Annotated in this window: 27 protein-coding genes and 1 pseudogene; 12 read left to right on the top strand and 16 right to left on the bottom strand. The window is 70.3% G+C overall.

Annotation, left to right across the window (positions count from 1 at the left end):
• Positions 1-8 precede the first annotated feature (8 nt).
• From ACTIE9_RS02210 to ACTIE9_RS02200, 3 genes are read left to right on the top strand one after another with little or no spacing between them, the layout of a single operon-like run.
• Positions 9-749, top strand: coding sequence for a cytochrome c biogenesis CcdA family protein (locus ACTIE9_RS02210; protein ID WP_439563946.1), 741 nt, complete (start codon positions 9-11; stop codon positions 747-749).
• On the top strand, positions 742-1,488 hold the full coding sequence (locus tag ACTIE9_RS02205) for a response regulator transcription factor (RefSeq protein ID WP_439563945.1): 747 nt from the start codon (positions 742-744) through the stop codon (positions 1,486-1,488). The genes ACTIE9_RS02210 and ACTIE9_RS02205 overlap by 8 nt, the downstream gene beginning before the upstream one ends.
• Positions 1,485-2,609, top strand: coding sequence for a sensor histidine kinase (locus ACTIE9_RS02200; RefSeq protein ID WP_439563944.1), 1,125 nt, complete (start codon positions 1,485-1,487; stop codon positions 2,607-2,609). The genes ACTIE9_RS02205 and ACTIE9_RS02200 overlap by 4 nt, the downstream gene beginning before the upstream one ends.
• On the opposite strand, the gene ACTIE9_RS02195 is transcribed toward ACTIE9_RS02200, so the two are convergent.
• Genes ACTIE9_RS02195 through ACTIE9_RS02185 form a run of 3 tightly spaced genes read right to left on the bottom strand, consistent with a single transcriptional unit; the run spans position 2,606 to position 5,803 of the window.
• The gene (locus tag ACTIE9_RS02195) at positions 2,606-3,586 is read right to left on the bottom strand and encodes a 1,4-dihydroxy-2-naphthoate polyprenyltransferase (protein WP_439563943.1); all 981 of its coding nucleotides are present in this window, start codon (positions 3,584-3,586) and stop codon (positions 2,606-2,608) included. The two genes, ACTIE9_RS02200 and ACTIE9_RS02195, sit on opposite strands and share 4 nt — an antisense overlap.
• 10 nt (positions 3,587-3,596) lie before the next feature.
• Positions 3,597-4,733 (bottom strand): AMP-binding protein, encoded by a 1,137-nt coding sequence (locus ACTIE9_RS02190; protein ID WP_439563942.1) that lies wholly within the window; start codon positions 4,731-4,733, stop codon positions 3,597-3,599.
• A 38-nt stretch (positions 4,734-4,771) separates the two neighbouring features.
• Complete coding sequence (locus ACTIE9_RS02185) at positions 4,772-5,803, bottom strand: serine hydrolase domain-containing protein (RefSeq protein ID WP_439563941.1); 1,032 nt, start codon at positions 5,801-5,803, stop codon at positions 4,772-4,774.
• Between the two features lie 100 nt (positions 5,804-5,903).
• Here ACTIE9_RS02185 and ACTIE9_RS02180 point away from each other — a divergent pair, with 100 nt between their 5' ends.
• Positions 5,904-6,527: a TetR/AcrR family transcriptional regulator gene (locus ACTIE9_RS02180; RefSeq protein ID WP_439563940.1), complete on the top strand. Its 624-nt coding sequence runs from the start codon at positions 5,904-5,906 to the stop codon at positions 6,525-6,527.
• Positions 6,528-6,554: 27 nt separating this feature from the next.
• On the opposite strand, the gene ACTIE9_RS02175 is transcribed toward ACTIE9_RS02180, so the two are convergent.
• On the bottom strand, positions 6,555-7,469 hold the full coding sequence (locus ACTIE9_RS02175; protein ID WP_439563939.1) for a 1,4-dihydroxy-2-naphthoyl-CoA synthase: 915 nt from the start codon (positions 7,467-7,469) through the stop codon (positions 6,555-6,557).
• A 40-nt stretch (positions 7,470-7,509) separates the two neighbouring features.
• Between ACTIE9_RS02175 and ACTIE9_RS02170 the strand changes: the two genes are divergently transcribed.
• Entirely contained in the window at positions 7,510-8,502 is a 993-nt protein-coding gene (locus ACTIE9_RS02170; RefSeq protein ID WP_439563938.1) for an o-succinylbenzoate synthase, read from the top strand.
• A 76-nt stretch (positions 8,503-8,578) separates the two neighbouring features.
• A complete protein-coding gene (locus ACTIE9_RS02165) occupies positions 8,579-9,178 on the top strand; it encodes a hypothetical protein (RefSeq protein ID WP_439563937.1) in 600 nt (199 codons plus the stop codon).
• 73 nt (positions 9,179-9,251) lie between these two features.
• Here the strand turns inward: ACTIE9_RS02165 and ccsB are convergent, their stop codons facing one another.
• Positions 9,252-10,220: a c-type cytochrome biogenesis protein CcsB gene (gene ccsB, locus ACTIE9_RS02160; RefSeq protein WP_439563936.1), complete on the bottom strand. Its 969-nt coding sequence runs from the start codon at positions 10,218-10,220 to the stop codon at positions 9,252-9,254.
• Between the two features lie 94 nt (positions 10,221-10,314).
• Between ccsB and ACTIE9_RS02155 the strand changes: the two genes are divergently transcribed.
• The gene (locus tag ACTIE9_RS02155; RefSeq protein ID WP_439563935.1) at positions 10,315-11,046 is read left to right on the top strand and encodes a DsbA family protein; all 732 of its coding nucleotides are present in this window, start codon (positions 10,315-10,317) and stop codon (positions 11,044-11,046) included.
• Here ACTIE9_RS02155 and resB read toward each other — a convergent pair.
• From resB to ACTIE9_RS02135, 4 genes are read right to left on the bottom strand one after another with little or no spacing between them, the layout of a single operon-like run.
• Positions 11,043-12,668 (bottom strand): cytochrome c biogenesis protein ResB, encoded by a 1,626-nt coding sequence (gene resB, locus ACTIE9_RS02150; protein WP_439563934.1) that lies wholly within the window; start codon positions 12,666-12,668, stop codon positions 11,043-11,045. The genes ACTIE9_RS02155 and resB overlap by 4 nt on opposite strands.
• Positions 12,646-13,434, bottom strand: a complete 789-nt coding sequence (locus ACTIE9_RS02145; protein ID WP_439563933.1) for a cytochrome c biogenesis CcdA family protein — start codon at positions 13,432-13,434, stop codon at positions 12,646-12,648. The genes resB and ACTIE9_RS02145 overlap by 23 nt, the downstream gene beginning before the upstream one ends.
• Positions 13,431-14,036: a TlpA family protein disulfide reductase gene (locus ACTIE9_RS02140; RefSeq protein ID WP_439563932.1), complete on the bottom strand. Its 606-nt coding sequence runs from the start codon at positions 14,034-14,036 to the stop codon at positions 13,431-13,433. Before ACTIE9_RS02140 ends, ACTIE9_RS02145 begins: the two co-directional genes overlap by 4 nt.
• On the bottom strand, positions 14,033-14,665 hold the full coding sequence (locus tag ACTIE9_RS02135) for a histidine phosphatase family protein (protein ID WP_439563931.1): 633 nt from the start codon (positions 14,663-14,665) through the stop codon (positions 14,033-14,035). The genes ACTIE9_RS02140 and ACTIE9_RS02135 overlap by 4 nt, the downstream gene beginning before the upstream one ends.
• A gap of 83 nt (positions 14,666-14,748) precedes the next feature.
• On the opposite strand from ACTIE9_RS02135, the gene aspS reads away from it, so the two are divergent.
• A complete protein-coding gene (gene aspS, locus ACTIE9_RS02130) occupies positions 14,749-16,089 on the top strand; it encodes an aspartate--tRNA(Asn) ligase (RefSeq protein WP_439563930.1) in 1,341 nt (446 codons plus the stop codon).
• A 154-nt stretch (positions 16,090-16,243) separates the two neighbouring features.
• Here the strand turns inward: aspS and ACTIE9_RS02125 are convergent, their stop codons facing one another.
• Positions 16,244-16,423 carry a YegP family protein gene (locus ACTIE9_RS02125; protein WP_439563929.1) on the bottom strand — a complete coding sequence of 60 codons (180 nt, stop codon included), beginning with the start codon at positions 16,421-16,423 and terminating at the stop codon, positions 16,244-16,246.
• Between the two features lie 90 nt (positions 16,424-16,513).
• A complete protein-coding gene (locus ACTIE9_RS02120; RefSeq protein ID WP_439563928.1) occupies positions 16,514-16,873 on the bottom strand; it encodes a hypothetical protein in 360 nt (119 codons plus the stop codon).
• A gap of 143 nt (positions 16,874-17,016) precedes the next feature.
• Here ACTIE9_RS02120 and ACTIE9_RS02115 point away from each other — a divergent pair, with 143 nt between their 5' ends.
• Positions 17,017-17,985: a ring-cleaving dioxygenase gene (locus tag ACTIE9_RS02115; protein WP_439563927.1), complete on the top strand. Its 969-nt coding sequence runs from the start codon at positions 17,017-17,019 to the stop codon at positions 17,983-17,985.
• Entirely contained in the window at positions 17,982-18,614 is a 633-nt protein-coding gene (locus tag ACTIE9_RS02110; protein WP_439563926.1) for an alpha/beta hydrolase, read from the top strand. Before ACTIE9_RS02115 ends, ACTIE9_RS02110 begins: the two co-directional genes overlap by 4 nt.
• A 39-nt stretch (positions 18,615-18,653) precedes the next feature.
• Here the strand turns inward: ACTIE9_RS02110 and ACTIE9_RS02105 are convergent, their stop codons facing one another.
• The 4 genes and pseudogenes from ACTIE9_RS02105 to ACTIE9_RS02090 all read right to left on the bottom strand — a co-directional run.
• A complete protein-coding gene (locus ACTIE9_RS02105) occupies positions 18,654-19,769 on the bottom strand; it encodes an AAA family ATPase (protein ID WP_439563925.1) in 1,116 nt (371 codons plus the stop codon).
• Between the two features lie 33 nt (positions 19,770-19,802).
• Entirely contained in the window at positions 19,803-20,285 is a 483-nt protein-coding gene (locus ACTIE9_RS02100) for a glutathione peroxidase (RefSeq protein ID WP_439564098.1), read from the bottom strand.
• Between the two features lie 55 nt (positions 20,286-20,340).
• Positions 20,341-20,988 carry a hypothetical protein gene (locus tag ACTIE9_RS02095; protein ID WP_439563924.1) on the bottom strand — a complete coding sequence of 216 codons (648 nt, stop codon included), beginning with the start codon at positions 20,986-20,988 and terminating at the stop codon, positions 20,341-20,343.
• A 99-nt stretch (positions 20,989-21,087) separates the two neighbouring features.
• A pseudogene (locus ACTIE9_RS02090) lies at positions 21,088-21,466 on the bottom strand (HAD-IC family P-type ATPase); the annotation flags it as partial.
• Between the two features lie 45 nt (positions 21,467-21,511).
• Between ACTIE9_RS02090 and ppk2 the strand changes: the two are divergent.
• Both ppk2 and ACTIE9_RS02080 read left to right on the top strand, forming a co-directional pair.
• The gene (gene ppk2, locus ACTIE9_RS02085; RefSeq protein ID WP_439563923.1) at positions 21,512-22,333 is read left to right on the top strand and encodes a polyphosphate kinase 2; all 822 of its coding nucleotides are present in this window, start codon (positions 21,512-21,514) and stop codon (positions 22,331-22,333) included.
• Positions 22,334-22,494: 161 nt separating this feature from the next.
• Positions 22,495-23,493, top strand: coding sequence for an isopenicillin N synthase family dioxygenase (locus tag ACTIE9_RS02080; protein ID WP_439563922.1), 999 nt, complete (start codon positions 22,495-22,497; stop codon positions 23,491-23,493).
• 48 nt (positions 23,494-23,541) lie between these two features.
• Here the strand turns inward: ACTIE9_RS02080 and ACTIE9_RS02075 are convergent, their stop codons facing one another.
• Entirely contained in the window at positions 23,542-24,561 is a 1,020-nt protein-coding gene (locus ACTIE9_RS02075; protein ID WP_439563921.1) for a TerC family protein, read from the bottom strand.
• Positions 24,562-24,895 lie beyond the last annotated feature (334 nt).

Genomic DNA, 24,895 nt, shown 5'->3' with positions numbered 1-24,895 from the left:
GTCGGCTCATGGAGGGACTCCTCGTCGTCAGCCTGCTCGCGGGCGTGCTGACCGTCGCGGCCCCGTGCGTGCTGCCGTTGCTGCCGGTCATCGTCGGCGGCTCGATCGTGGCGGATGGCGATGGCCGGCGGGCGCGCTGGCGACCGTTCGTCATCGCCGCATCCCTCGCCGTCAGCGTCATCGTGTTCACGCTGCTGCTCAAGGCGACCACGGCCCTGCTCGGCATCCCGACTCAGGTCTGGCAGATCATCTCGGGCGTCATCGTGGTGCTCCTCGGCGTCAACCTGCTGTTCCCAAGCCTGTGGGAGCGTGCCTCGACCCGCCTGGGGCTCGGCGACCGCAGCAACCGCGCGCTCGACGCCTCGGTGCAGCGCCAGTCGGTGGGCGGCGACATCCTCACCGGCGCCGCCCTCGGCCCGGTGTTCAGCAGCTGCAGCCCGACCTACGCGCTCATCGTGGCGACCGTGCTGCCTGTCTCGTTCGCCGAGGGTCTGCTGTACGTGACGCTCTACGCGATCGGCCTCGCCATCCCCCTGCTGCTCATCGCGCTCGCCGGGCGCTCGGCCGCGCGCCGGTTCGGGTGGCTGGCCGACCCGCGCGGCTGGTTCCGCCGCACGATGGGTGTGCTCTTCATCGTGGTCGGCATCGTCGTCATCGTCGGCGCCGACAAGGCGCTGCAGACCCTCATTCTCGACCTGGGCTGGTACGACCCGATCGCCGAGCTCGAGGGCGTGCTCCAGGGTGGCTGAGGCGCGTTCGCTCGCCGCCGACCGCCCGCTCGACGGGCGGCGCGTTCTCGTGGTCGACGACGATCCGACGCTGCTCGAGATCGCGGCCACCTACTTGAGCGCCGCGGGCGCCCTCGTCGACACCGCCGCCGACTCGGTCGTCGCCCTCGAGCTCGCGGCGACGCGACGCCCCGACCTGGTGGTGCTCGACCGCATGATCCCGGGCGTCGACGGCCTCGCCGTGGCGCGGCGGCTGCGCGAGAGCTCGAGCGTGCCCATCATCGTGCTCACGGCGCTCGGCGAGCCCGAGCATCGCATCGAGGGTCTTGAGGCCGGGGCCGACGACTACCTCGCCAAGCCCTTCTCGCCCCGAGAGCTCGTGCTGCGGGCTGAGGCGCTGCTGCGGCGGGCTCACCCCGCTGGGGCCGGGGGTGGCGACGTCACCCTCGGGCGCCTCCATGTCGACGCGGAGCGCCGCGAGATCACCCTCGACGGCGGGGCTCTCGCGCTGACGGCGCGCGAGCATGATCTGCTCGCCTATCTCGCCCGCCGACCCGGCCGGACCGTCTCACGCGAGCAGCTGCTCGCCGACGTCTGGGGCTGGACCATCGGCGACGTCTCGACTATCACGGTGCACGTGCGCCGGCTGCGCGAGAAGATCGAAGCCGACGCGGCCGCCCCCGCCATCATCGCGACGGTATGGGGGGTCGGCTACCGGCTCAACGCGGAGGCCCTCGCCGTGCCGGAGGGCGCCTCGTGACCGGGCCCGAATACCTGCAGATCATCGCCACGGCCGCCGGAACGGCGGCGGCCACGGGGCTCGTCGCCGCGCTGACGATGCGACTCGCGCGCCGCGCACCGCTCATCGTGCACGTCGTCGTCATCGTGCTCGCAGCCGTGCTCGCGGTCGCCGGAGGCATCGCCGTGACGTCGATCGGCATGTACATCAGCGAGTCCGACACCGCGGTCGCGCTCACCGTCACGGCCGTGAGCGGAACCGTCGCCGTCGGCGTCGCGATCCTGCTCTCGAGCTCTCTCTCGCGGGATGCCCGGGCCCTCGGCCGCGATGCCCACCGACTGGGATCGGGTGAGGCCGTCGCGCCCGCCGACCGGAGAACGGCTGAACTCGATGACGTGCAGAGCGAGCTCGTGACCTCGAGCGAGCGCCTGCAGCGCGCGCGCGACGACGCCGCCCGCGCCGAGCGGGCGCGCCACGAACTCGTCACCCGCATCGCGCACGATCTGCTCGCGCCGGTGGCGAGCATCCAGGCGATCGCCGAGATGCTCGAAGACGGGCTGTCGAGCGAGCCCGACCGCCACGCCCGTCAGCTCGGCGCCCACGTCTCTCGTCTGCAGTCGCTCGTCGGCGACCTCTTCGAACTCTCGCGCATCGACGCCGGCTCGCTCACCCTCGCTATCGAGACGGTCTCGCTCACCGACCTCGCGAGCGACATCGTTGCTCAGCACGGCGAGCTCGCCCGCAGCCACGACGTCGCGCTCGCCTTCTCGGCCTCCGCGGGTGTCACGGCGAGGGTCGACCCGCGACAGGTCAGCCGCGCGCTCATCAACGTGCTGATCAACGCGATCGAGCACTCGCCCGCGGGCGGCACGGTGACGGTGGCGGGCGACCCGCTCGAGGGCGCGGCCGTGGTGAGCGTGCGCGATCAGGGCCCCGGGTTCGACGCCACCGAGCTCGAGAGGGTCTTCGAGGCGGGGTGGCGCGGCACGAGCGCGCGCTCCGCTCCGCGCGTCGGCATCGCGGGCGGAGCGGGCCTCGGCCTCGCCATCACGCGGGCCATCATCGAGGCGCACGGCGGCTCGGCGAGCGCGCACGACACCGGTGGGGGTGCGGAGGTTCGGCTGCGGGTTCCCCGCGGCTAGAACGCGATCGCCGCGGCGAGCCCGAGGCCCGTCACGAGCGCGGCGAGCGAGGTGAGCTTGAGCGCGAGCACGAGCTCGCCCGGCGTCTTCGCGAGCAGCACGATGAGGGCGACGGGCGCCGAGATCAGCAGACTGAAGAACACCATCGGGGCCCAGACGTAGAGCAGGGCGAAGGGCACCAGCATGCCGTAGGCGCCCGCGAGCAGCACGACGAAGAGAATGCGGGCCGGCAGGTCGCCGATGCGCACGGCCAGCGTCTTCTTGCCGACCCGGGCATCCTGCTCGCGATCGCGGATGTTGTTGACGAGCATGATGGCCGCCGCGAAGAAGCCCGCCAGCGAGCCCGCGAGCCAGGCGTCGAAAGGCACCTGCTCGATCTGCACGTAGGCCGTGCCGGCCGTCGCGACGATGCCGAAGAACAGGAACGCGACGAGCTCGCCGAGGCCGAGGTAGCCGTAGGGCAGGCGACCACCGGTGTAGAACCAGGCCGCGATGATCGCGACCGCGCCGACGGCGAGCAGCCACCAGAGGCCCGTGAGCACGACGATCGCCAGCCCGGACGCGGCCCCGAGCCCGAAGAAGACGAGGGCCACCGTGAGCACCGTGCGCGGGCGGGCGGCACCCGAGCCCGTCAGCCGGCTGGGCCCGACGCGCTGGGCGTCGGTGCCGCGCACACCGTCGGAGTAGTCGTTGGCGTAGTTGACGCCGATCTGCAGGAAGACCGCGACGCCGAGGCACAGCAGCGCGAGCGCCAGGTTGTAGCCGAGCGTGACGAACGCGATCGCCGTGCCGAGGGCGACCGGCACGATCGCGAGGCTCAGGGTGCGCAGGCGCGCGCCCGCGATCCAGTCGCGCGCGGTCGCGCGGCGCACCTTCGCGGGGTTGCCGGATGCCGCGCTCGCCTTCGCGGGGTTCGTGCGCTTGGTCGTGCTCTTCGCGGCGGGCTTCTTCGCGCGCGCCTTCTTCGTCGTGGCCACGACGGCGAGTTTAGTGACCCGGGGTCACGCGGCGCGTCAGCGCGAGCCGGTCGGGTTTGCCGCTCGGCAGCAGGGGCACGGCATCCACCGTCACGATGCGGTCGGGGCGGGCCTCGGGAGGCAGCACGGCGCCGACGGCCCGACGCAGCACGTCGAGCTCGGGGCGCGCCGTCGTGACGACCACGGGCACCTCGCCCCACTCGGGGTGGTGGCCCGCGACGACCACGGCGTCGGCGAGGCCGGGCTGCTCGCGCACGATGCGCTCGACGTCGCCCAGGCGCACCTTGAGCCCGCCCGTCACGATGGTGTCGTCGATGCGGCCCGTCACCCGCAGCGCGCCGTCCAGCAGTTCGCCCGCGTCGTCGGTGCGATACCAGCGGGCTCCGTCGTGCTCGACGAAGGCGGCTGCGGTGCGCTCGGGGTCGTCGAGGTAGTACTCGGCGAGGGTCGGGCCCCCCAGTTCGACGCGGCCGTCGACGATGCGCACCTCGGTCTGCCCGATCGGCTGGCCGTCGTAGACGACACCGCCGCAGGTCTCGCTCGAGCCGTAGGTACGGGTGAGCTGCCAGCCGAGCGCGGTCGCGCGCTCGACGAGCGGCGCGGGGGTCGCCTGGCCGCCGACGAGGATGCGCGAGAACCCCGCGATCGCGCGCCGCAGGGCGTCATCGGTCTCGGCCTCGTCGACGAGACGGCTGAGCTGTGCGGGCACCAGGGCCGTGTAGCGAACAGGGTCGTCCATCGCGGCGACGGCCTCGAGAACACGATCGGCGGTCAACCGGCCGGGCGGCACGGGCATCGGGGTCGTGCCGGCGGCGAGCGAGCGGGCCAGCACGTTGCTGCCCGCGATGTACTGCACGGGCAGCGCGAGCAGCCATTGCCCGGGGCCGCCGAGCGCGCCCTCGCTCGCCGCGGCGCTCGCGAGCACGGCGTCGGCGCTCAGGGCCACGCGCTTGGGCCGCCCGGTCGTGCCGCTCGTCTCGACAACGAGCGCGATGCGCTTCTCGACCGTGAGCGGCGCCGTGTGCACCGGGTTCACTCCCCCGCCGCGGAACAGCACGGCGGGCCCCTCACCGTCGAGCGCATCGCGCAGGGCGGCGACGCAGGCGAGCGGATCAGCGGTGTCGACGACGGCGAGCGGGCGGGTCACGCGCCCACGCTACCCCGCGCGGCTGGGGCGCGGTCGGGTCAGGATGCCGCGACCGCGGCCGTGCGGATCATCAGCTGGTAGGGCAGCTGCCGCTGCTTGAGCTGGTTGACGGTGCCGACGACGATGACGCCCGTGCGGGCATCCCGGTAGAAGACGACGCCGGATGCGCCCGAGTGCCCCTGGAACTCGTACGAGCGGAAGCCCGTGAGCACCGCCGGCAGCCGGAACCGCATCACGCCCGTGCCGTACTCGAGCGGCGAGAAGATGCGGTGCCAGTCGGTGAGCATCTCGTGCAGCAGCGCGGTGCTGAACAGCCGGCCGTCGAAAAAGGCCTGCACGAACGTCACGCCGTCGCGCAGGGTCGACACCACACCGCCCTGGCCACCGCACGAGGCGAGCAGCAGCGGCAGCCGGAGGTCGCGGTCGCCGTGGCGGATGACGGCCATCTCGTCGAAGCGGTCGATCGCGTCGTGGGTGAAGACCCACGTGCCGCCGAGCCCGAGCGGCTCGGCGATGCGCGCCCGCACCGACTCGGCGAACGGGCGGCCGTCGAGCCGGCTGATGACGCTATCGAGCAGCTGGAATCCCGTGTCGCTGTAGAGGCCGCGACCGCGGCGGGCGGGGGTCATCGCGCGACTCCAGGCGATGACGTCGGCCTCGCTCCACGCGAAATCGCGCTGCATCGCGCGCTCGAGCGTCGTGGGGCCGTCGGGTCGGGGGCCCTCGAAGAAGTCGGCGAGACCCGCCGTGTGACTCATGACCTCGCGCACGGTGATCTCGGCGCTGACGTCGCGCCCGCTGTCGACCGCGAGCCCGCTCAGGTCGAGGTCGGGCAGGTACCGGGCGATCGGGGCATCCCAGTCGAGGCGGCCCTCGTCGCGCAGCTGCGCGAGGCACGCGACCGTGAAGAGCTTGCTGACGCTCGCGACGAAGAACGGGCGGTCGAGGTCGCCGTGCGACACGTCGAGGCTGCCGTCGGGGGCGACGACGCGCCACAGCACCTCGCCGGTCCGCCGGTCGCCGGCGCTCTTCTCGATGAGACGGTGGATGCGCTGCTCTCGTGTGCTCATGGTTCTCGGTGCTCCTGGGGTGGTCGGACGTTCTGGGGCTCGTGTTTACGGCGTTAACATCTGCCGCTATGTCTAGCGCATCGATGTGTACACTGTCAACATGGCGGGAGAGCGAGCGACGATTGGGGCGGCGCCCGCGCCCCCGGAGCGCTCGGCGTACCACCATGGCGCGCTCCGCGACGCACTCGTCGATGCCGGTGAAGCGCTCGCGCGCGCCGAGGGACTCGACGGCGTGACCGTGCGCCGCATCGCCGCGGCGTGCGGCGTGAGCGCCGCGGCCGTCTACCGGCACTTCCCGAGCGGCGACCATCTCATCGCCGCCGTCGCGCAGCGGGCCCGCGAGATCATGGCACGCGACATGTTCGCGCGGCTCGACTCGGCTGCGGGCCGCCCGCCGATCGACCGCTTGCGCGAGGTCGGCGAGTCGTACATCGCGTTCGCCCTCGCCGAGCCGCAGCTGTTCTCGCTCGTGTCGATGCCCATGACCACCCCGCCCGACCGGCCCGATGACCCCAACGCCGCCGACCTCGTGCGCGACATCGTGCTCGAACTCGAGCCGCCCGGCGTGGTCGACGAGGCACGCGTGGCGAGCCGCATGATGCTCGCGCAGGCGAGCGCGCACGGCCTCGCCGTCATCCTGCGCGACTTCGTGCCCGACCCGCAGGCGCGCGCGATGCTCATCGCCGGGGTGCTCGACCGTGTGGGCGTCGGGCTCGAGGCCTAACCGCACGCACGGCGAGCATCCCGTCGCTCAGTACTGCCAGGGGAAGGGCGACCAGTCGGGCGCGCGCTTCTGCAGGAACGAGTCGCGACCCTCGACGGCCTCGTCGGTGCCGTAGGCGAGCCGAGTGGCCTCCCCCGCGAAGAGCTGCTGGCCGACCATCCCGTCGTCGGTGAGGTTCATGGCGTACTTGAGCATGCGAATCGCCGTGGGGCTCTTCGTGAGGATCGTCTCGGCCCAATCGAGCGCCGTGGCCTCGAGCTCGGCGTGCGGCACGACGGCGTTGACGGTGCCCATCTCGTAGGCGCGCTGGGCGTCGTACTCGCGGGCGAGGAAGAAGATCTCGCGCGCCACCTTCTGCCCGACCTGCTTCGCGAGGTAGGCGCTGCCATAGCCGGCGTCGAACGAGCCGACGTCGGCGTCGGTCTGCTTGAAGCGCGCGTGCTCGCGGCTCGCGATCGTCAGGTCGCACACCACGTGCAGGGAGTGCCCGCCGCCGGCCGCCCAGCCCGGAACGACGGCGATGACGACCTTCGGCATGAAGCGGATGAGGCGCTGAACCTCGAGGATGTGCAACCTGCTGGCCTTGCCGTTGTCGACCGTGTCGGCCGTCTCGCCCTCCGCGTACTGGTAGCCGCCCCGCCCGCGGATGCGCTGGTCGCCGCCCGAGCAGAACGCCCAGCCGCCGTCTTTCGCGCTCGGCCCGTTGCCCGTGAGCAGCACGACGCCCACCCTCGGGTTCTGCCGCGCGTCATCGAGCGCCCCGTAGAGCTCGTCAACCGTGTGCGGGCGGAACGCGTTGCGCACCTCGGGCCGGTCGAACGCGATGCGCGCGATGCGCCCCGACGTGTCGAGGTGGTACGTGAGGTCGGTCAGGTCGTCGAAGCCCGGCGCGACCTGCCATCGCGCGGCGTCGAAGGTCTCAGACACAAACGGCTCGGCCATGCCGCCAGCCTACGCGCGCGGCGGTGACAGACTGTGAGGCATGGATGCTCTGCCCGAGCTCGACGACGTGCTCGCCCGCCTCCACGTGGTGAGCGTTCCGCTCGTGACGCGGTTCCGCGGCGTGGACCGCCGCGAGGCCGTGCTGCTCGACGGCCCGAGCGGATGGAGCGAGTTCAGCCCCTTCCTCGAGTACGACGACGCCGAGGCCAGCACGTGGCTGGCCGCGGCCCTCGACTACGGCTGGCGCGACTCGAGCGCGGCCGCGGTGCGCGCGAGCATCCCGGTGAATGCGACGTTGCCCGCGGTGCCGCTCGATCAGGTGGCGGCGACCATCAGCCTGTTCGGCGAGTGCCGCACGGTGAAGATCAAGGTGGCCGAGCGGGGTGAGACGCTCGCCGACGACGTCGCGCGGGTGCGCGAGACGCGACGGCTGCTGGGGCCGGCGGGGCGCATCCGCCTCGATGCGAACGGCGCGTGGACGGTCGACGAGGCCGAGCACGCGGTGCGCGCGCTCGAGCAGTTCGACCTCGAGTACGTCGAACAGCCGTGCGCGACGGTGCCCGAGCTGGCCGAGCTGCGGCGGCGAATCCACCGCATCGATGTGCTCGTCGCCGCCGACGAGAGCGTGCGCAAGGCCGCCGACCCGCTCGCGGTCGCGCGCGCCGAGGCCGCCGACCTGCTGGTCATCAAGGCGGCGCCCCTCGGCGGCATCGACCGGGCGCTCGCGCTCGTCGCCGGGGCCGGGCTGCCGGCGGTCGGCGCGAGCGCGCGCGACCCGAGCCTCGGGCTCGCGATGGGCGCCGAGCTCGCCGCCCGACTGCCGACCCTCGACTACGACTGCGGGCTCGGCACGGCGGCTCTGCTCGCCGACGACGTCGCCGCCCCGCCGCTGCGCCCCGTCGACGGCGCGATCGCGGTGGGCCGCATCTCCGCTGATCCGGATGCCCTCCGCCGGCTCGCCGCCGACCCCGAGCGCGCCGCGTGGTGGCGAGCACGACTGTCGCGCTGCCACGCTCTGCTCGCCGCACACTAGTCACGAACTGCTCATGCGGCGACGACCCGCGCAGGGCTACCCTCGACTCACCCCGCAGTCGACCTGAAGGAGCCCCATGCGCCGCGCCCCGCTCGCCCTCACCGCCACCACGGCGCTACTGCTGCTCGCCGGCTGCACCACGACCGTCGAGGCCGATCCGGCCGTCGACCCCGATGCCGCGGATGAGACGAGCGCGCCCGAGGAGCCCACCGATCCGACCGATCCCGCGTGCCTCATCGGCGACTGGCGCATCACGCAGGCTGAGATGCAGAGCTTCTACGACGCCGTGTCAGCGACCGCAGAGGGGCTCGTTCTCACGATCGACGGCGACACCGGGCTCAGCTTCACGGCCGACAGCTACGTCTACACGCCCTCGTTCACCCTGCTGCTCGATATCGCCGGAATCGCGGGCCAGGGCGTGACGACCGGCAGCATCGGAGGGTCGTACACGGGTGCCGAAGGTGTCATCACGACGACCGTCGTCGACAACAGCCTGTCGACGATCGTCACAATCGCGGGCGTCACGCAAGACGCATCGAGCGAGCTCGGAGCCATCATCGCGAGCGACCCGATCAACAACGCGCCGTTCGACTGCAGCGACCCCGATGCTCCGGTGCTGCAGTTCGACATCGGGGGTGGGGCGCGCACGCCCGTGGCGCTCACCCCTGCTGGGTAAAGGAGGAGTCGGGCCAGGGGCCCGACCTGTCACGACAGAACAGGCCTGAAACTGTGCCCATTGCTCTTCCGGCCTACAGGCCGGAATAGCTGTGCAGCCCCTTGAACGCGATGTTGACGACCGTGTAGTTGAAGATGACGGCCGAGAAGCCGATGATCGCGAGCCAGGCCGAGCGGTCACCGCGCCAGCCGCGCGTGGCGCGGGCGTGGATGTAGCCGGCGAAGAGCGTCCAGATGATGAACGTCCAGACCTCCTTGGTGTCCCAGCCCCAGTAGCGGCCCCAGGCGCGCTCGGCCCAGATGGCGCCGGCGATGAGGGTGAAGGTCCAGAACACGAAGCCGACGACGTTCACCCGGTAGGCGAGCGACTCGAGCGTCGTCGACCCGGGCAGAGTGTCGAGGAACCGCAGGCCCTCGGCCTTGCGCACCTCGCGCCGCGTGCGGAGCAGCTGCATGACCGACAGGCCGGCGCCGATCGCGAAGAACGCGGTCGCGAGAGTCGCCACGAGCACGTGGATGACGAGCCAGGCCGACTGCAGCGCGGGCGGGGTGGGCACCACGTCGACGTAGAAGTTGACGGTCACGATGCCGAGGGAGAGCAGGGTGAAGCCCGTGATGTAGGCGCCGAGGAACCGCAGGTCTTTCCAGAACTGCGCGAGCAGGAAGACGCCCATGCCCATCGCGGTCGCCGTGAGGCCGAACTCGAACATGTTGGCCCACGGCACGCGCTCGGCGGCGACCCCGCGCAGCACGGTGGCACCGAAGTGCAGCACCCAGCCGAGGATCGCGAGGGCGAAGGCGGCGCGCTGGTAGCGGGTGGCGCCCGAGGGCGGAGCATCCGTCGTCGTGGTCGTCGCTCGCACCGCGGTGGCCACGCCGCCCGCCTGCTGGGCCGAGGCGTCGGCATCGACTGCCGCGACGGCGGGCGCGGGGCGGGCCTCGCTGCGCTTCGCGAGATCGAAGGTGAACAGGATGAACGCGATGGTGTAGACGCCCATGGCCGAATACACGGCGACGAGCGAGAGGGCGACGATGTTCTCCATGAGGCCTCCAGCTTAAGCGCGGGATGCTGAGAACGAGGTTGATCCGGGCCCTTCGACTCTGCCGCCACCAAGCAAGTTCTGCCAGGCTGGCCATATGCCTCGAACGCCCTCTGCAACCACGACCGCAGCCCCCAAGAAGAAGCCCGCGAAGAAGACGATGTCGCCGCGCACCGCGCAGCTAATCGCCGTGGGAGTGGTCGTGGCCTTCCTCGCCGCGATCGTCGCGATCCTCGTCAGCACGCTGCAGGCGCCCGCTGCGGGCGAAGCCCTGCCCGAACCCGACGCGAGCGTGACCGCCGAGGTGCTGCGCGGCGACTCGCACGCGATCACGAATCCTGCCGACCCCGAGGTGACGATCGTCGAGTTCCTCGACTTCCAGTGCCCGGCCTGCGCGGTTGCGAGCCAGGCGGTCGCCGAGCTGAAGGCCGAATACGGCGACCGCGTCGCGATCGTCATCCGCAACTTCCCGCTCACGAGCATCCACCCCCATGCGGTGGATGCCGCGCTCGCGTTCGAGGCCGCCGCAGCCCAGGGGGCCACGGTCGAGATGTATGAGGCGCTCTTCGCCACGCAGCAGCAGTGGAGCGCGGGCACGGGCTCGCAGGCAGCGGCCTTCCGGCAGTTGGCCGACGACCTCGGTCTCGACCTCGCCGAGTACGACCGCGTGATCGCCGACCCGGCGACGCTCGAGCGCATCGCGCGCGATCGTGACGACGCGCTCGGCCTCGGCCTGCAGGGCACCCCGAGCTTCTTCGTCGACGGCGAGCCGGCCGCGATCGCCTCGTTCGACGACCTGCGCGCGCTCGTCGAGCAGAAGCTGAACTAGCCCGTCACCCGCTCGGCGGAGCGCGCACCGAGCTCGGCCGCGTGCGTGTCGGCGAGATCGGCGACCGCGCGCTCGAGGCCGGGGTCGTCGCCGCGCGCGAGCCCCGCGTACTGCAGGCGAACGCCGGCACCATCGGGCTCGGCCGCGATCCAGAGCCGTCGGCGCGGCACGAAGAGGCTCGTGAGCAGGCCGAGGAAGGCGAGCACCGACGAGATGAGCACGCCCGTCTGCGTCGGGTCGTGGTGCACGTCGATGCTGATGAAGCGCGGCAGGCTCGTGAACTCGACCGAGCCGAGACCGTCGGGCAGCTCGACGGTCTCGCCGAGCGGCAGCACGAGCGACTCGGTGCCCGAGTCGCCTCCCGTGATCTGGGTGAGGCCCTCGGTGTCGAGCGAGTAGACGTTGCGGGGCACCCCCTCGTTGATGCCCAGGTCGCCCGTGAAGGCGTTGAGGGTGAGCACCGGCAGGTCGGGTTCGGGGAAGATCGAGGTGAGCGCGCCCGACTCGAGCGTCGCCGCCGTCGGGTAGAAGAACCCGATCATGCCGAGCTGCTCGTCGAGGCCGTCGGGCACCTTGACGACGCCGAGGCTCGTGAGGGTCGACGACTGCGGCAGGAAGGGCACGGGCTGACTGAAGACGGCGGTGCCGTCGGGGTCGTAGACGGTGATCCAGGGGGCGAAGCCGTTGCCGAGCAGATAGCTCGTCGTGCCCCCGATCGAGATGGGCTCGTTGACCTTGATCTGCTCGGCGCGCTCGACACCGTTCTCGACGACCGTGACCGACGCCGTGAAGTCGAGCGGCAGCGGCGCACCCGTCTGCGGGTCGATGTCGTACTCGGGCACGAACTCGTCGAGGCGCACCGAGAACGGGTCGAGCCGCGTCTCGTCGAAGAAGCGTCCGGGGCTGAACGAGTCGAAGCTCGTGAGCTGGTTGGTGAAGGTCTGGTCTTCGATGATCACGCGCTGGCCGTTGTAGCCGAAGCCGCCGGCGAGCCCGACGGTCAGCAGCACCCCGACGAGGGCGAAGTGGAAGACCAGGTTGCCGGTCTCGCGGATGTACCCGCGCTCCGCGCTGAGCGAGTCTCCGTAGCGGGCGACGCGGTAGCCCTGCCGGCGCAGCACGCTCTCGCCGGCATCCAGGGCCGCCGCCGCGTCGACCGCCGCCTCGCGCTCGGTGTGGCCGACGAGCCGGTTCAGACGTGCGGGCGTGGCGGGCGGCGCGGCCCGCAGGGCACGCCAGTGGTGCTGCGTGCGGGGGATGACGCAGCCGATGAGGGAGACGAACAGCAGCAGGTAGATCGACGAGAACCACACCGAGCTGTAGGTGTCGAAGACCTGCAGGGCGTCGAGCACGGGGAACAGGTCGGGATTGTTCTCTTCGAACTGCACGACACCGTTGGGGTCGGCCGAGCGCTGCGGCACGAGCGAGCCGGGGATCGCAGCGACGGCGAGCAGCAGCAGCAGCACGAGAGCCGTGCGCATGCTCGTGAGCTGGCGCCAGCCGAAGCGCAGCCAGCCGACGGCGTCGAGCTTCGGCTGCGCGATCGTCGTGGACCGCGGCTCGGGAGCCTCGGTGTCGTCTCGAGCTGTGTCGTAGTGGTCAGAGGGGCGTAATGGTTCCACCGATCACCGCCTGGAGGCTCGAGACGAACTGCTGCCAGAGGCCGGTCACCATGGCGAGCCCAATGAGGATGAGCAGCGCGCCACCGATGATGTTGATGACACGGATGTTGCGCTTCAGCCAGTCGGTCGCGCCCGCGACCCAGCGGAAGCCGAGCGCGACGAGCAGGAACGGGATGCCCAGCCCGAGGCAGTAGGCGAGCCCGATGATGGCCGCGCGCCCGATGTCACCCTCGTTGATGACGAGCGCGTTGACGGCGATGAGCGTGGGGCCGATGCACGGTGCCCAGCCGAGCCCGAACACGATGCCGAGCAGCGGTGCGCCGGCGAGCCCGGTGGCGACCTGGATGCGCGGCGCGAGCGTGCGCTGCAAGAACGAGACCTGCCCGATGAACACGAGCCCCATGAGAATGACGATGACGCCGGCGATGCGCGTGATGAGGTCGATCCACGGCAACAGCAGCAGGCCCGCGGTCGCGAAGACGATCGAGAAGCCGACGAACACGACGCTGAAGCCGAGCACGAACAGGGCGACGCCGAGCAGCAGCCGACCGCGCTTCTGCTCGAGCTCCCTCCCGCTCGTCACGCCGCCGATGTAGGCCAGGTAGCCGGGCACGAGCGGCAGGACGCACGGCGAGGCGAAGGCGAGGAAGCCGGCGGCGAGCGCAATCGGCAGGGCGAGTAGCAGGTTGCCGCTCACCACGATCTCGCCGATCGGATTGACCGCCTGAGCAAGAGAACCGCCGAGCGGGCCCGCGAGGGCGCTCACGAGTCTTCGGCGAGCACGTCGGAGATCATCGAGCGCAGCACGCTCGGCTCGCTCACGAGGCCGGCGATGCGGGCGGCGACGCGCCCCTGCTGGTCGAGCACGAGCGTTGTCGGCACGGCCGTGGGCGCCACCTCGCCGGCGAACGCGAGGCGCACGGCGCCGTCGTTGACGTCGAGGATCGACGGGTAGGTCACCCCGAACTCCTCGGCGAACGAGAGCGCGGTCGGTGCCTGGTCGTAGATGTTGACGCCGAGGAAGCTCACGCCGTCAGGGGCGAACTGCTGCGCGAGCGCCTCGAGGTCGGGGGCCTCGAGACGGCAGGGCGGGCATCCGGCGTACCAGAAGTTCACGACGAGCACCTCGCCGCGGTAGTCGTCGCTCGAGACCGCGTCACCGTTCTCGATCACTCCGGCGAAGTCGATCGGTTCGCCGCGATCGGCGGCGGCGATGACCGTGTAGGCCCCGTCGCCCGAGATGTAGCCCTGGCCGGTGCCCGCGCGGTACTGCTCGGCGAGCGAGTCGTTGGCGGTGCACCCCGTGAGTATCGCGACGCCCACGAGGGCGAGCGCGATGACGGCGCTGCGGGTCGTGCGGGTGCTCACACTGCTCCTAGGTCGGTGGCTCCGGAGAGCAATTCTGCGCCGCGCTCCTGATAGCCGATCTCAGCGAAGCGGCCGTCGCGCCAAGCGAAGCTCGTGACGCTCGACAGCGAGCACCGGCGCTTGCGCGGGTCGTGGTGCAGGGTCTCGCCGGCGAGCGCGCGGTGCACCATCCAGATCGGCAACTGGTGGCTGACCATGACGACCTCGCCCGCGTCGACGGTCTCGCGCGCCTCGTGCATGGCAGCGAGCATCCGGGCCGCGACATCGACGAAGGGCTCGCCCCAGCTCGGCAGGCGGGGGTTGCGCAGCAGGTGCCAGTTTCGGGGGTCGGCGATCGTGCGGCCATTCATGCGCTTGCCCTCGAAGCGATTGGTCGGCTCGATGATGCGCTCGTCGGTGCGGATGTCGAGGCCGAACGCTTGTGCCCACGGCGCCGCCGATTCTTGCGCCCGCTGCAGAGGGCTGGCGTACAGGGCGGTCACCGGATGCCCCGCCAGACCCGTGACGGCCGCGGCGGCCATGCGGTGCCCGAGGTCGCTGAGCCCGAACCCCTCGAGCCGCCCGTAGAGCACGTGCCCGGGGTTGTGCACCTCGCCGTGGCGCACGAGGTGAACGAGGTCGGCGGGCATGCGCCCAGTCTAGAGTTCGGCGCCTTTGCCGCCGCCGAGAGCGGCGGAGAGCATCCCGCAGCCCGCCGGTAGGCTTGGGCCTCATGACCCGCACCGTGATCGCGCACCTCGCCCCCCTGCCCGACGGCCCCGTGACCGTCGCCGGATGGGTCGAGACCGTTCGCGATCAGAAGAAGGTGCAGTTCGTCATCCTGCGCGACGAGTCGGGGGCGCTGCAGCTGGTCAACCCTGCTACGAGAGACCTCGAAGACGACGCCTCGGCCGACGAGCTCGCCGCCGCCGCGCTCACCGAGACGATCGGCGGGCTCGCGCACGGCACGATGATTCGCGTCACCGGCGAGCTCAAGCACGACGAGCGCGTGAAGCTCGGCGGGCTCGAGGTGAAGATCGCCGCGCTCGAGGTCGTGAGCGAGGCCCTGCCCGAGACCCCGATCGCCGATGACTCGAGCCTCGACAAGCGCCTCGACTGGCGGTTCCTCGACCTTCGCCGCCCCGAGGCCTCGCTGATCTTCAAGATCCAGACCACGTTCGAGCACGCCCTGCGCACCTGGTGGGTCGAGCGCGACTTCATCGAGATCCACACGCCGAAGCTCATGGCGAGCGCCTCCGAGAGCCGCGCCGAGCTCTTCGAGATGGAGTACTTCGAGACGAAGGCCTACCTCGCCCAGAGCCCGCAGTTCTTCAAGCAGATGGCGCAGCCCGCCGGCTTCGGCAAGGTCTTCGAGATCGCCCCCGCCTTCCGCGCCGACCCCTCGTTCACCTCGCGCCACGCGACCGAGTTCACCTCGATCGACGCCGAGGTCAGCTGGATCGACTCGCACGAGGACGTCATGCAGATGCACGAGCAGCTGCTCGTGGCCGGGTTCAGTGCGGTCGTCGAGAAGCACGGTGCCGCGATCGAAGCCGCGTTCGGGGTCGAGGTGAGTGTGCCGACGACGCCGTTCCCGCGCATCCCGCTCGCGGAAGCGCGCCGCATCGTGGCCGAGGGCGGCTACGAGATCCCGCGCACCGATGGTGATCTCGACCCCGAGGGCGAGCGTCGCTTGAGCGCCTGGGTGAAGGCGAACCACGGCAGCGATTTCGTGTTCGTGACCGACTACGCCACGGGAATCCGCCCGTTCTACCACATGCGCCGCGACGGAGACCCGAGCATCACGAACAGCTACGACCTGCTCTACAACGGCACCGAGATCTCGACCGGCGCCCAGCGCGAGCACCGCATCGACGTGCTCATCGCGCAGGCGACGGAGAAGGGTCTTGAGCCGGAGGAGCTCGAGTTCTACCTCGACTTCTTCCGCTACGGCGTTCCGCCGCACGGCGGCTTCGGCATGGGCCTTGCGCGCGTGCTCATGCTCATGCTCGGCCTCGGGTCGATCCGCGAGACGACCTACCTGTTCCGCGGACCGACCCGCCTGCTGCCGTAGCGCTCGGGGCACCCACGCGCGGCACCGCCTCGAGCCATGATGCGGCGCATTGGCGATGACCGTGAACGTTCACCGTCATCGCGAACGGGCGGTGTCATTGCGCGGGCGACCATCCACGTCGGGCCGCGAGCTCGGGTGCGAGCGGGACGCTCGCCTAGGTCAGGTCGACGACGGTGGCGCCCGCGGCGTTCTTCATGACCGACTCGACGGCGCTCTTCGCCGACGACTTGGCGACGTAGTTCTCGCTCACCGCGAGCGTCTGGCCGTTGCCCGACACGATGCGCCAGAAGTACGGCTGGGTGGTGCTCTTGCCCTTGACGATCTCGAACTTCATCGGTCTCTCCCGCCTGTGGACGACTTCGGACGCCGTCTCTTCCGTGATGCTATGTCGGCCTCGCGGTGACGCGCCAGACGCGCCCGACAATCAGACGCTGAAATCGGGGCGGATGCGCCAGCCCGTGTACTGCTCGAGCCGGGCCAGCAGCGTCAGGGCCTGCAGCCGCGCGTGGTCGTCGCTGATCGTCGAGTAGACGTCGATCGCGAGGGGCGGCGGCTCGCCGAACTTCGGAATCTCGATCTCGACCCAGGCACCGTTCTGGTAGCCGGCACCGTCGAGGGGCACGAACGGGCGCATGGTGCGTTGACGCTCGACGGGACGGTCGACGGCGAGAGCGACGATGGCGAGAGCATCCAGCTTCGTGACGGCGCTCATGACCACGATCGTGGCGCAGTACTCCGCCGGCGGCGCGGGGCGGCGCAGCAGCTGCCGTAGCGGTTCGAGCATGCGACCACGCTAAGCGGCGAGCCTGAACGACCGCCGGGGTCCGCGGCCCGTCACCCCTCGACGCGCACGGTGTGGGGAATAGCCCTCGCGCTCTATGCGTTTGCATCGATATCATCGAGCGACCACACGAAGGAGCATCGGTCATGACCGCAACCACACAGGGCCTGCACCACGTCACCGCGATCGCCGGCGACCCGCAGAAGAACATCGACTTCTACATCACCGGCCTCGGGCTGAGACTCGTCAAGAAGACCGTCAACTTCGACGACCCCGGCACGTACCACCTCTACTACGGCGACGAGTCGGGCCGGCCCGGAAGCCTCATGACGTTCTTCCCGTGGCGCGGCATTCAGCGCGGCCGCATCGGCGCAGGCCAGTCGACGTCGACCGCCTTCTCGGTGCCCGCGGGCTCGCTCGGCTGGTGGGTCGACCACTTCGCCTCGGTCGGCGCCGAAGCGCGCATCACCTCGACCTCCTCGAGCGAGGAGCGCCTGCTCGTGCACGACCCCGACGGCTTGCAGATCGAGCTCGTCGCCACGCACGAGCACGACCCGCGCGACCCGTGGGACTCGGCGAGCGTTCCCGCCGAGCACGCCATCCGCGGCCAGCACTCGAGCGTGCTCACGGTGCGCGACGCCGAGCAGACGATCGCCCTCATGGTGGGCGACCTGGGGATGCGCGTGGTCGAGACCGAGGGCAACCGCACTCGCCTCGCCGCGGGTGACGGCATGCCCGGCGCGCTCGTCGACGTGCACTCCTCGAACCTCGTGCAGCCGGGCCTCACGGCCGGCGGCACCGTGCACCACATCGCCTTCCGCGTACCCGACCAGGCGACGCAGCAGCAGTGGCGCGACGAGCTCGCCAGCAAGGGGCACCGCGTCACCGAGATCCTCGACCGGCAGTACTTCACGAGCATCTACTTCCGCGAGCCGGGCGGGGTGCTCTTCGAGATCGCGACCGACACCCCCGGCTTCGACATCGACGAGCCGCTGCTCGAGCTGGGTCGATCGCTCAAGCTGCCGCCGTGGCTCGAGCCCTCGCGCGAGCAGATCGAGCACGCCGTGATCCCGATCACCGTGCCCGACGAGAACAACCCCGAGGTCGCCGCATGAGCACGCTGCCCGAGGGCGGGCTCGCGGCCTGGCCCCACGTGCTCGTGCCGGGTGAACCGGGCGCGCCCGTGCTGCTGACCCTGCACGGCACCGGTGGCACCGAGACCGAGATCACGGCTCTCGCCACCGCGCTCGACCCCCGCGCGTCGGTGCTCTCGCCGCGCGGGCGCGTGCGCGAGGGCGGGGCCGCCCGCTGGTTCCGCCGCATGGGCGAAGGCGTCTTCGACGTCGACGACGTGATCGGGCGGGCGGGCGAGCTCGCGGCGTTCATCACGGCGGCGCGCGAGGAGTACGCGCTAGCGGATGCTCCGCTCACCGCCGTCGGATTCAGCAACGGGGCGAACATCGCCCTCGCGACCGCCCTGCTCCACCCGGGCGTGCTCACCCGGGTGGTGGCGTTCTCGGGCATGTACCCGTTCGGCGACCGCGACCCGATCGGCGATGCGACCGGGGTCGAGCTGCTGCTGCTCAACGGCACTGGCGACCCCATGGCGCCCGCCGGCAGTGTCGACGGGCTCGCGCGCACGGCGACGGAGCATGGAGCATCCGTGACCCGAATCAGCCGGCCCGGCGGCCACGGAATCGACAGCAGCGAGCTGCAGGCCGCGGCGGAGTGGGTGGCCCGCTGACAGCGGGCGTGACGACGAGACGTGGGGGCGACCTCGGAATCACCCGCGGCTCGGCCAGGTCCAGGCCGGACCCTCCAGGGGCAGCTGGCCCCGCACTGACGTCGCCGCGCCCGAGCGTTCGAGCTCGATGACCCCGGCGTCGTCGCGCAACGCGCGCACGAGCCCGTCGGCGTGCGAGACCACGACCACTTGCGTCTGCTGGGCGGCGAGCGCGATGAGCTGTGCGAGCGCCGGCAGCAGCCGCGGGTGCAGGCTCGCCTCGGGCTCGTTGAGCACGATCAGGCCCGGGGGTCGGGGTGCGAGCAGCGCTGTCGCGAGCAGCAGGAAGCGCAGGGTGCCATCGCTCAGCTCCGCCGCCTCGAACGAGCGGGAGACGCCCGGCTGCTGCAGACCGACGCGAGCGATTCCCCGATCGTCTTCCTCCACGACGGCTCGCGCCCCGTCGAAGGCATCGCCGATGGCGCGCTGCAGCGCCTCCGCGTTGCCGACCCGCAGCAGGGTCGCCAGTGCGCCCGGCAGCGTGCCGCCGTCGCCCGAGAGCACGGGCGTGAAGGTCGCCGGGCCGGGGCGCCGGGCGGGGGCATCCGGGTCCGTGCGTAGCGCGTCGAAGAACCGCCAGCCGCGCGCCCGCTCCCGCAGCGCGAAGAGCTCGGGCGCCGCGTCGGGGTCGGCCAGCGTCGCGAGCATCGATTCGGTGGGGTGCACGCTCCACGGCGCGATCTCGAGCGAGCCGGATGCTCCGCGCACGCGAACTCGAAGAGACCGGCGATCGGCGACGGTGGTCGAGGGCCGCAGCGTCTCACCCGCCCAGACGACTTCGCTCTTCACCTCGGGGTCGAGGGGGAAGGGGCTGACGCCCGGCTGGGGCAGCCCCAAGTCGATGGCGTACGACAGCTCGTCGGTGGCGAAGCCGAGGCGCAGCGCGACCGGATCGCGCCCCGTCCGGCCCCCCGCATGCAGCGCGCTGCGCAGGCCGCCCTCGGCAGCGAGCGAACTGAGCGCGCCGTCGCGCACGACGTCGGCGAGCAGCCGCAGGGCGCGGTAGAGGTTCGACTTTCCGCTGCCGTTGGCACCCGTCACCACCGTGAGCGGCGACAGCTCGACGATGAGATGCTGGATCGACCGATAGTTCTCAACGGCCAGGGTGCGCAGCATGGCGTCAGCCTAGAGGCGACGACCGACGGATGCTCAACTCGGCAGGTTCGCCTCGATGAGGGCGACAATCTCGGGCGCGTCGGGCTTCACGTTCGGGCGGAAGCGGTGCACCTCGCCGTTCGGTAGCACGAGGAACTTCTCGAAGTTCCAGGTGACGGGGCCGGCCATGCCGTGCGCGTCGGGCGCCTGCACGAGCTCGGCGTAGAGCGGGTGCCGCTTCTTGCCGTTGACCTTCGCCTTCTCGGTCATCGGGAAGGTGACGCCCCAGGTGGTGCTGCAGTACTCGGCGATCTTCTCCTCGCTCGAGAGCTCTTGCAGAAACTGGTTCGAGGGCACGCCGAGCACCGTGAAGCCGCGGTCGCCGTAGGTCTTCTGCAGCTTCTCGAGCTGCTCGTACTGCGGTGCGAGGCCGCAGCGCGACGCGACGTTGACGACGAGCACGACCTTGCCGGCGAACTCGGCGAAGGTGGTCGCCCGGCCATCGAGCATCGTGAGCGGAGCATCCGTGAGCGTCATCATCCTCTGACGGTAGGCGCTCAGGCTGAACGCGCTCGGTGCGCGGGCTTCGTGGTCACGGAGTGTGCGCTGGCAGCTCGTCGAGCGTGCCGCCCGCGGCCGCCGCCGCCTCGAACAACGGCAGGTGCGATTCGAGGGATGCGCGGCGCAGGTTGCCCAGCACCGTCACGAGCCTCTCGCCATCAGCCTGGGCGATGAGCGCGTCGTACATCGCGACGTTCAGCATCTCGCCCTGCGCCCACGCCTCAGCGGCGGTCTGCAGATCTTCGGGGGCGACGACGACGCCGACGTAAGGGTTCTCGGGCACATCGACACCTGCCCGATCGAGCTGCCGCGTGAGCGCGTCGATGTGGCGCAGCTCGCCCTCGAGAATCGTCGCGTACGGCTCGACGTCGCCGAAGCGTTCGAGCACCGCGAGGTAGGAGGCCGCAGCGGCGTACTCCCCCTCGGGCGACATGAGGGCCTCCCACGCGAGAGCAGTGTCGCTCTCGGGATCGACCTCCTCGGGCAGGGCTGTGGCGGGGAGGGTGGCGGGAGGAGCGATCCCCATGGCGGTGTCGTCGGTCGCCGGTGCGGGCGAGGCGACGAACCGCGAGGGGGAGGGCTGCACCGTCGCGTCGACGGCGCTCGAGCATCCGGCCAGGGCCAGGGCGGTGAGCGCGGTCGTCGCGATGAGGGCGTACGCAGAGCGGGTGATCGTCATGATCGTCTCCTTCGATTGAGAAAGACGTTATACCCCTAGGGGTATCTTTTCCTTTGCTCCTCCTATGAGTTAACCCTACGGCCGTGCCGTGTCGAGGCGATCGGGGCCGCAGGTCGAGCCGACGCAGCAGCTGCGCGTTGAGCGCCACCACCACGGTCGAGGCCGACATCAGCAGCGCGCCGACCGACATCGGCATGATGAAGCCGATGGGAGCGAGCACGCCCGCGGCGAGCGGCACCGAGATGAGGTTGTAGCCGGCCGCCCACCACAGGTTCTGCTGCATCGTGCGGTAGCTCGCGCGCGACAGCGCGATCACCGAGAGCACCGAGCGCGGGTCGTCGCTCGCGAGGATGACCCCGGCCGAGCCGATGGCCACGTCGGTGCCGGCGCCGATCGCGATGCCGACATCAGCCGCGGCGAGCGCCGGGGCGTCGTTGACACCGTCGCCGACCATCGCCACGCTGAGGCCCTCGGCCTGTGAGCGTCCGGGGCGTACAGTGTGCCCTCAAGGCGAGGACGGGCGATGGCGAAGAAGAAATCCGGCGGGCACCCCCCGCGCGTGCCGAAGAAGCTCTACGAGGCAGAGCTGAAGCGCCTGCAGATCGAGCTCGTCGAAATGCAGCAGTGGGTCATCGCGACCGGTCGACGCGTGGTCGTCATCTTCGAAGGCCGCGACGCCGCCGGCAAGGGCGGTGCCATCAAGCGCGTGATGGAGTACCTCAACCCGCGGCACGCCCGCATCGTCGCCCTGCCCCAGCCGTCAGAGCGCGAGCGGGGTCAGTGGTACTTCCAGCGCTACATCGAGAGGCTGCCGACCGCGGGCGAGATCGTGCTCATGGACCGCTCGTGGTACAACCGCGCGGGCGTCGAGCGGGTCATGGGCTATTCGAGCGACGACGAGTACCAGCGCTTCCTGCGCCAGGTGCCCGTCGTCGAGCGCATGCTCGTCGACGACGGCATCATCCTGCTCAAGTACTGGTTCTCGGTCTCCGACGACGTGCAGCAGAAGCGCTTCGCTTCGCGGGTCGACGACCCGCTTCGGCGGTGGAAGCTCTCGCCGACCGACCTTGAGTCGATCCGACGCTGGGAGGACTACTCGCGGGCGAAAGACGCCATGTTCGCCGCGACCGATATTCCCGAGGCGCCGTGGTGGACGATCGAGAGCGACGACAAGCGGGCATCCCGCATCAATCTGATCAGCCACCTGCTCAGCCAGATCCGCCACGAGCGCGCCGACCCCGAGAAGGTCGCGATCCCCGAGCGACCACCCGCCACCGACTACCAGCGACCCCCGCGCGAGCAGCACCAGCACGTGCCCGATGCGGCTGAGACGCTGCGCTTCTGATCGACGACGAGTCTTGCTAGGGTCGAGGCATCGTGAGCACCCTGTTCTGTTGTCGCTGTTGTCGCTGTTGTCGCTAGTTCTTCTCCCGAACTAGCTCCTCGGTGCGCCGTCTTCGCGCCCGCCCCCGACAACCCACACGACATCGAACAGGACCCCCTCTCATGCGCACGCTCCCCATCCTCGACCTGTCCCTCCTCGACGGCTCCGCCGACGACGCAGCCCGCTTCCGCGACGAACTGCGCCGCGCGACCCACGAGATCGGCTTCTTCTACCTCGTCGGCCACGGTCTGAGCCCCGAGCTCATCGACCGCATGATGACCACGGCGCGCGACTTCTTCGCCCTGCCGGTCGAGGCGAAGCTCGCCATCGAGAACACGCACAGCCCGCACTTCCGCGGCTACACCCGCATGGGCGGCGAGCTCACGCAGGGCGCCACCGACTGGCGCGAGCAGATCGACATCGGTGCCGAGCGGGATGCTGTGCCGCTCGTCGCCGGAACACCCGACTTCTGGGCGCTCGAGGGCCCCAACCTCTGGCCTGCCGAGCTGCCGGCGCTGCGCGACGTGACCATGGAGTGGATGGAGCACCTCGGCGCCGTCAGCGTCACCCTGCTGCGGTCGTGGGCCGAGGCGCTCGGCGCCCCCGCCGACACGTTCGACGCGGCCTTCGCCCGCAACGCCTCACCGCATCTGAAGATCGCACGCTACCCGGGGCGCGAGCGCACCGAGAGCACCCAGGGCGTCGGCGCCCACAAAGACCTGGGCGTGCTCACGCTGCTCTACGTCGAGGAGGGCAAGGGCGGGCTGCAGGTGGAGAAGGACGGCGAGTGGATCGACGCCCCCTCCGTGCCGGGTGCTCTCGTCGTGAACATCGGCGAGCTGCTCGAGATCGCCACCAACGGCTACCTCAAGGCCACCCTGCACCGCGTGCAGTCGCCCGACGCCGGCGACGACCGCATCTCGGTGCCGTTCTTCTTCGGGCCCGCCCTCGACGCCGAGATTCCGACCATCGCCCTGCCCGCCGAGCTCGCGGCCGAGGCGACGGGCGTCACCCTCGACCCCGACAACCCCCTGCACCCGGTGTTCGGCGTCAACTGGCTGAAGAGCCGCGTGCGCTCGCACCCCAACGTCGTCGAGGCGCACTACCCGCACTGGAGTTAGCGAAGCCCGCCCCGCGATGAGAGACATCGGCGGGGCGTGCCTCGAGCCTTAGTGCTTGTCGCTCGTCTCGTTCGCGGCGCTCTCGGCAGCTGCATCCGCCACGAGAGCGTTCTTGCGCGTCTTCAACAGGCTCAGCACCGTCGCGACGGTGATCGTCGTGGCGATGAACCCGAGTGAGAACCAGATGGGGATCTCGGGGATCCACTTCACCGGCTCGCCGCCGTTGATGAAGGGCAACTCATTGATCTTGAGGGCGTGCGAGATGAGCTTGAGGCCGATGAACGCGAGAATGACGGCGAGCCCCTGAGCGAGGTAGATGAGTCGTTCGAGGAGTCCGCCGATCAAGAAGTAGAGCTGGCGCAGACCCATCAGCGCGAAGGCGTTCGCGGTGAAGACGATGTAGGCCTCTTCCGTCAGACCGTAGATCGCCGGAATCGAGTCGACCGCAAAGACGAGGTCAACAAAGCCAATGGCCACGATCACCAGCAGCATGGGGGTGAAGAACCGCTTGCCGTCGATCTTCACCGAGAGCTTGTCTCCGTGATACTTGTCAACGAACGGCAGGTGCCGGCGGGCGAACTTGACGATGCCGATGTTCTGCGGGTCAGTCTCGTGTGAGGCGAATGCCTGGCGATACGCGAGTACGAGCAGCAGGGCACCAAAGATGTAGAAGATCCACGAGAAGTTGGAGATGAGCGTCGCGCCGACGGCAATGAAGATTCCCCGCATGATGAGGGCGATCGCGATGCCGATCAGGAGCACCTTCTGCTGATACATCTTGGGCACCGCGAAAGCGGTCATGATGAGGAGAAAGACGAAGACGTTGTCGACCGACAGCGCCTTCTCGGTCAGGTATCCGGCGAAGTACTCACCGCCGAACTGCCACCCCGAAACCATTCCGATGCCCACACCGAAGATCAGGGCCAGCGTGATGTAGAACACCGACCACTTGGCCGCTTCGGCGATCGAGGGCTCGTGTGGGGTACGCACATGTGCGTAGAACTCCCAGATGAAGAAGGCGATCGTGACCGCGATGGTGATGATCCAGATGAGGGGCGTGACGCCCATAGGGATGCTCCTTGGTCAATCGACGAATGACCAAGGTCTCTTCCGCCCCGGCGAACCGGGACAAGCCGCCCGGAGCACGATGGCGTGCACGTATTGACGAGTCGGCTTCGAAGGAGTACTCCCCTTGACTCGACGAGTGTACCTGCCGATGCTGGCCCGGTTCGACACGCCACAGGAGGCGAGGGGAGAGACGAAACAACCCCCGATCCATGAGGATCGGGGGTTGCTCACGGAGCGGAAACCGCTGAGCCCTCTACGAGGACAGTGGCGGTGACGGTGGTGTCTAGTTTCAGGACATAGGAAACCCCTGTCTCACGACATAGGAAACATCCCG

The organism is Microcella sp. (assembly GCF_051860105.1).
Lineage (GTDB): Bacteria > Actinomycetota > Actinomycetes > Actinomycetales > Microbacteriaceae > Microcella.
Note: the sequence above shows the minus strand (reverse complement) of the source record. Positions and strands in the feature narration are given on the sequence as shown.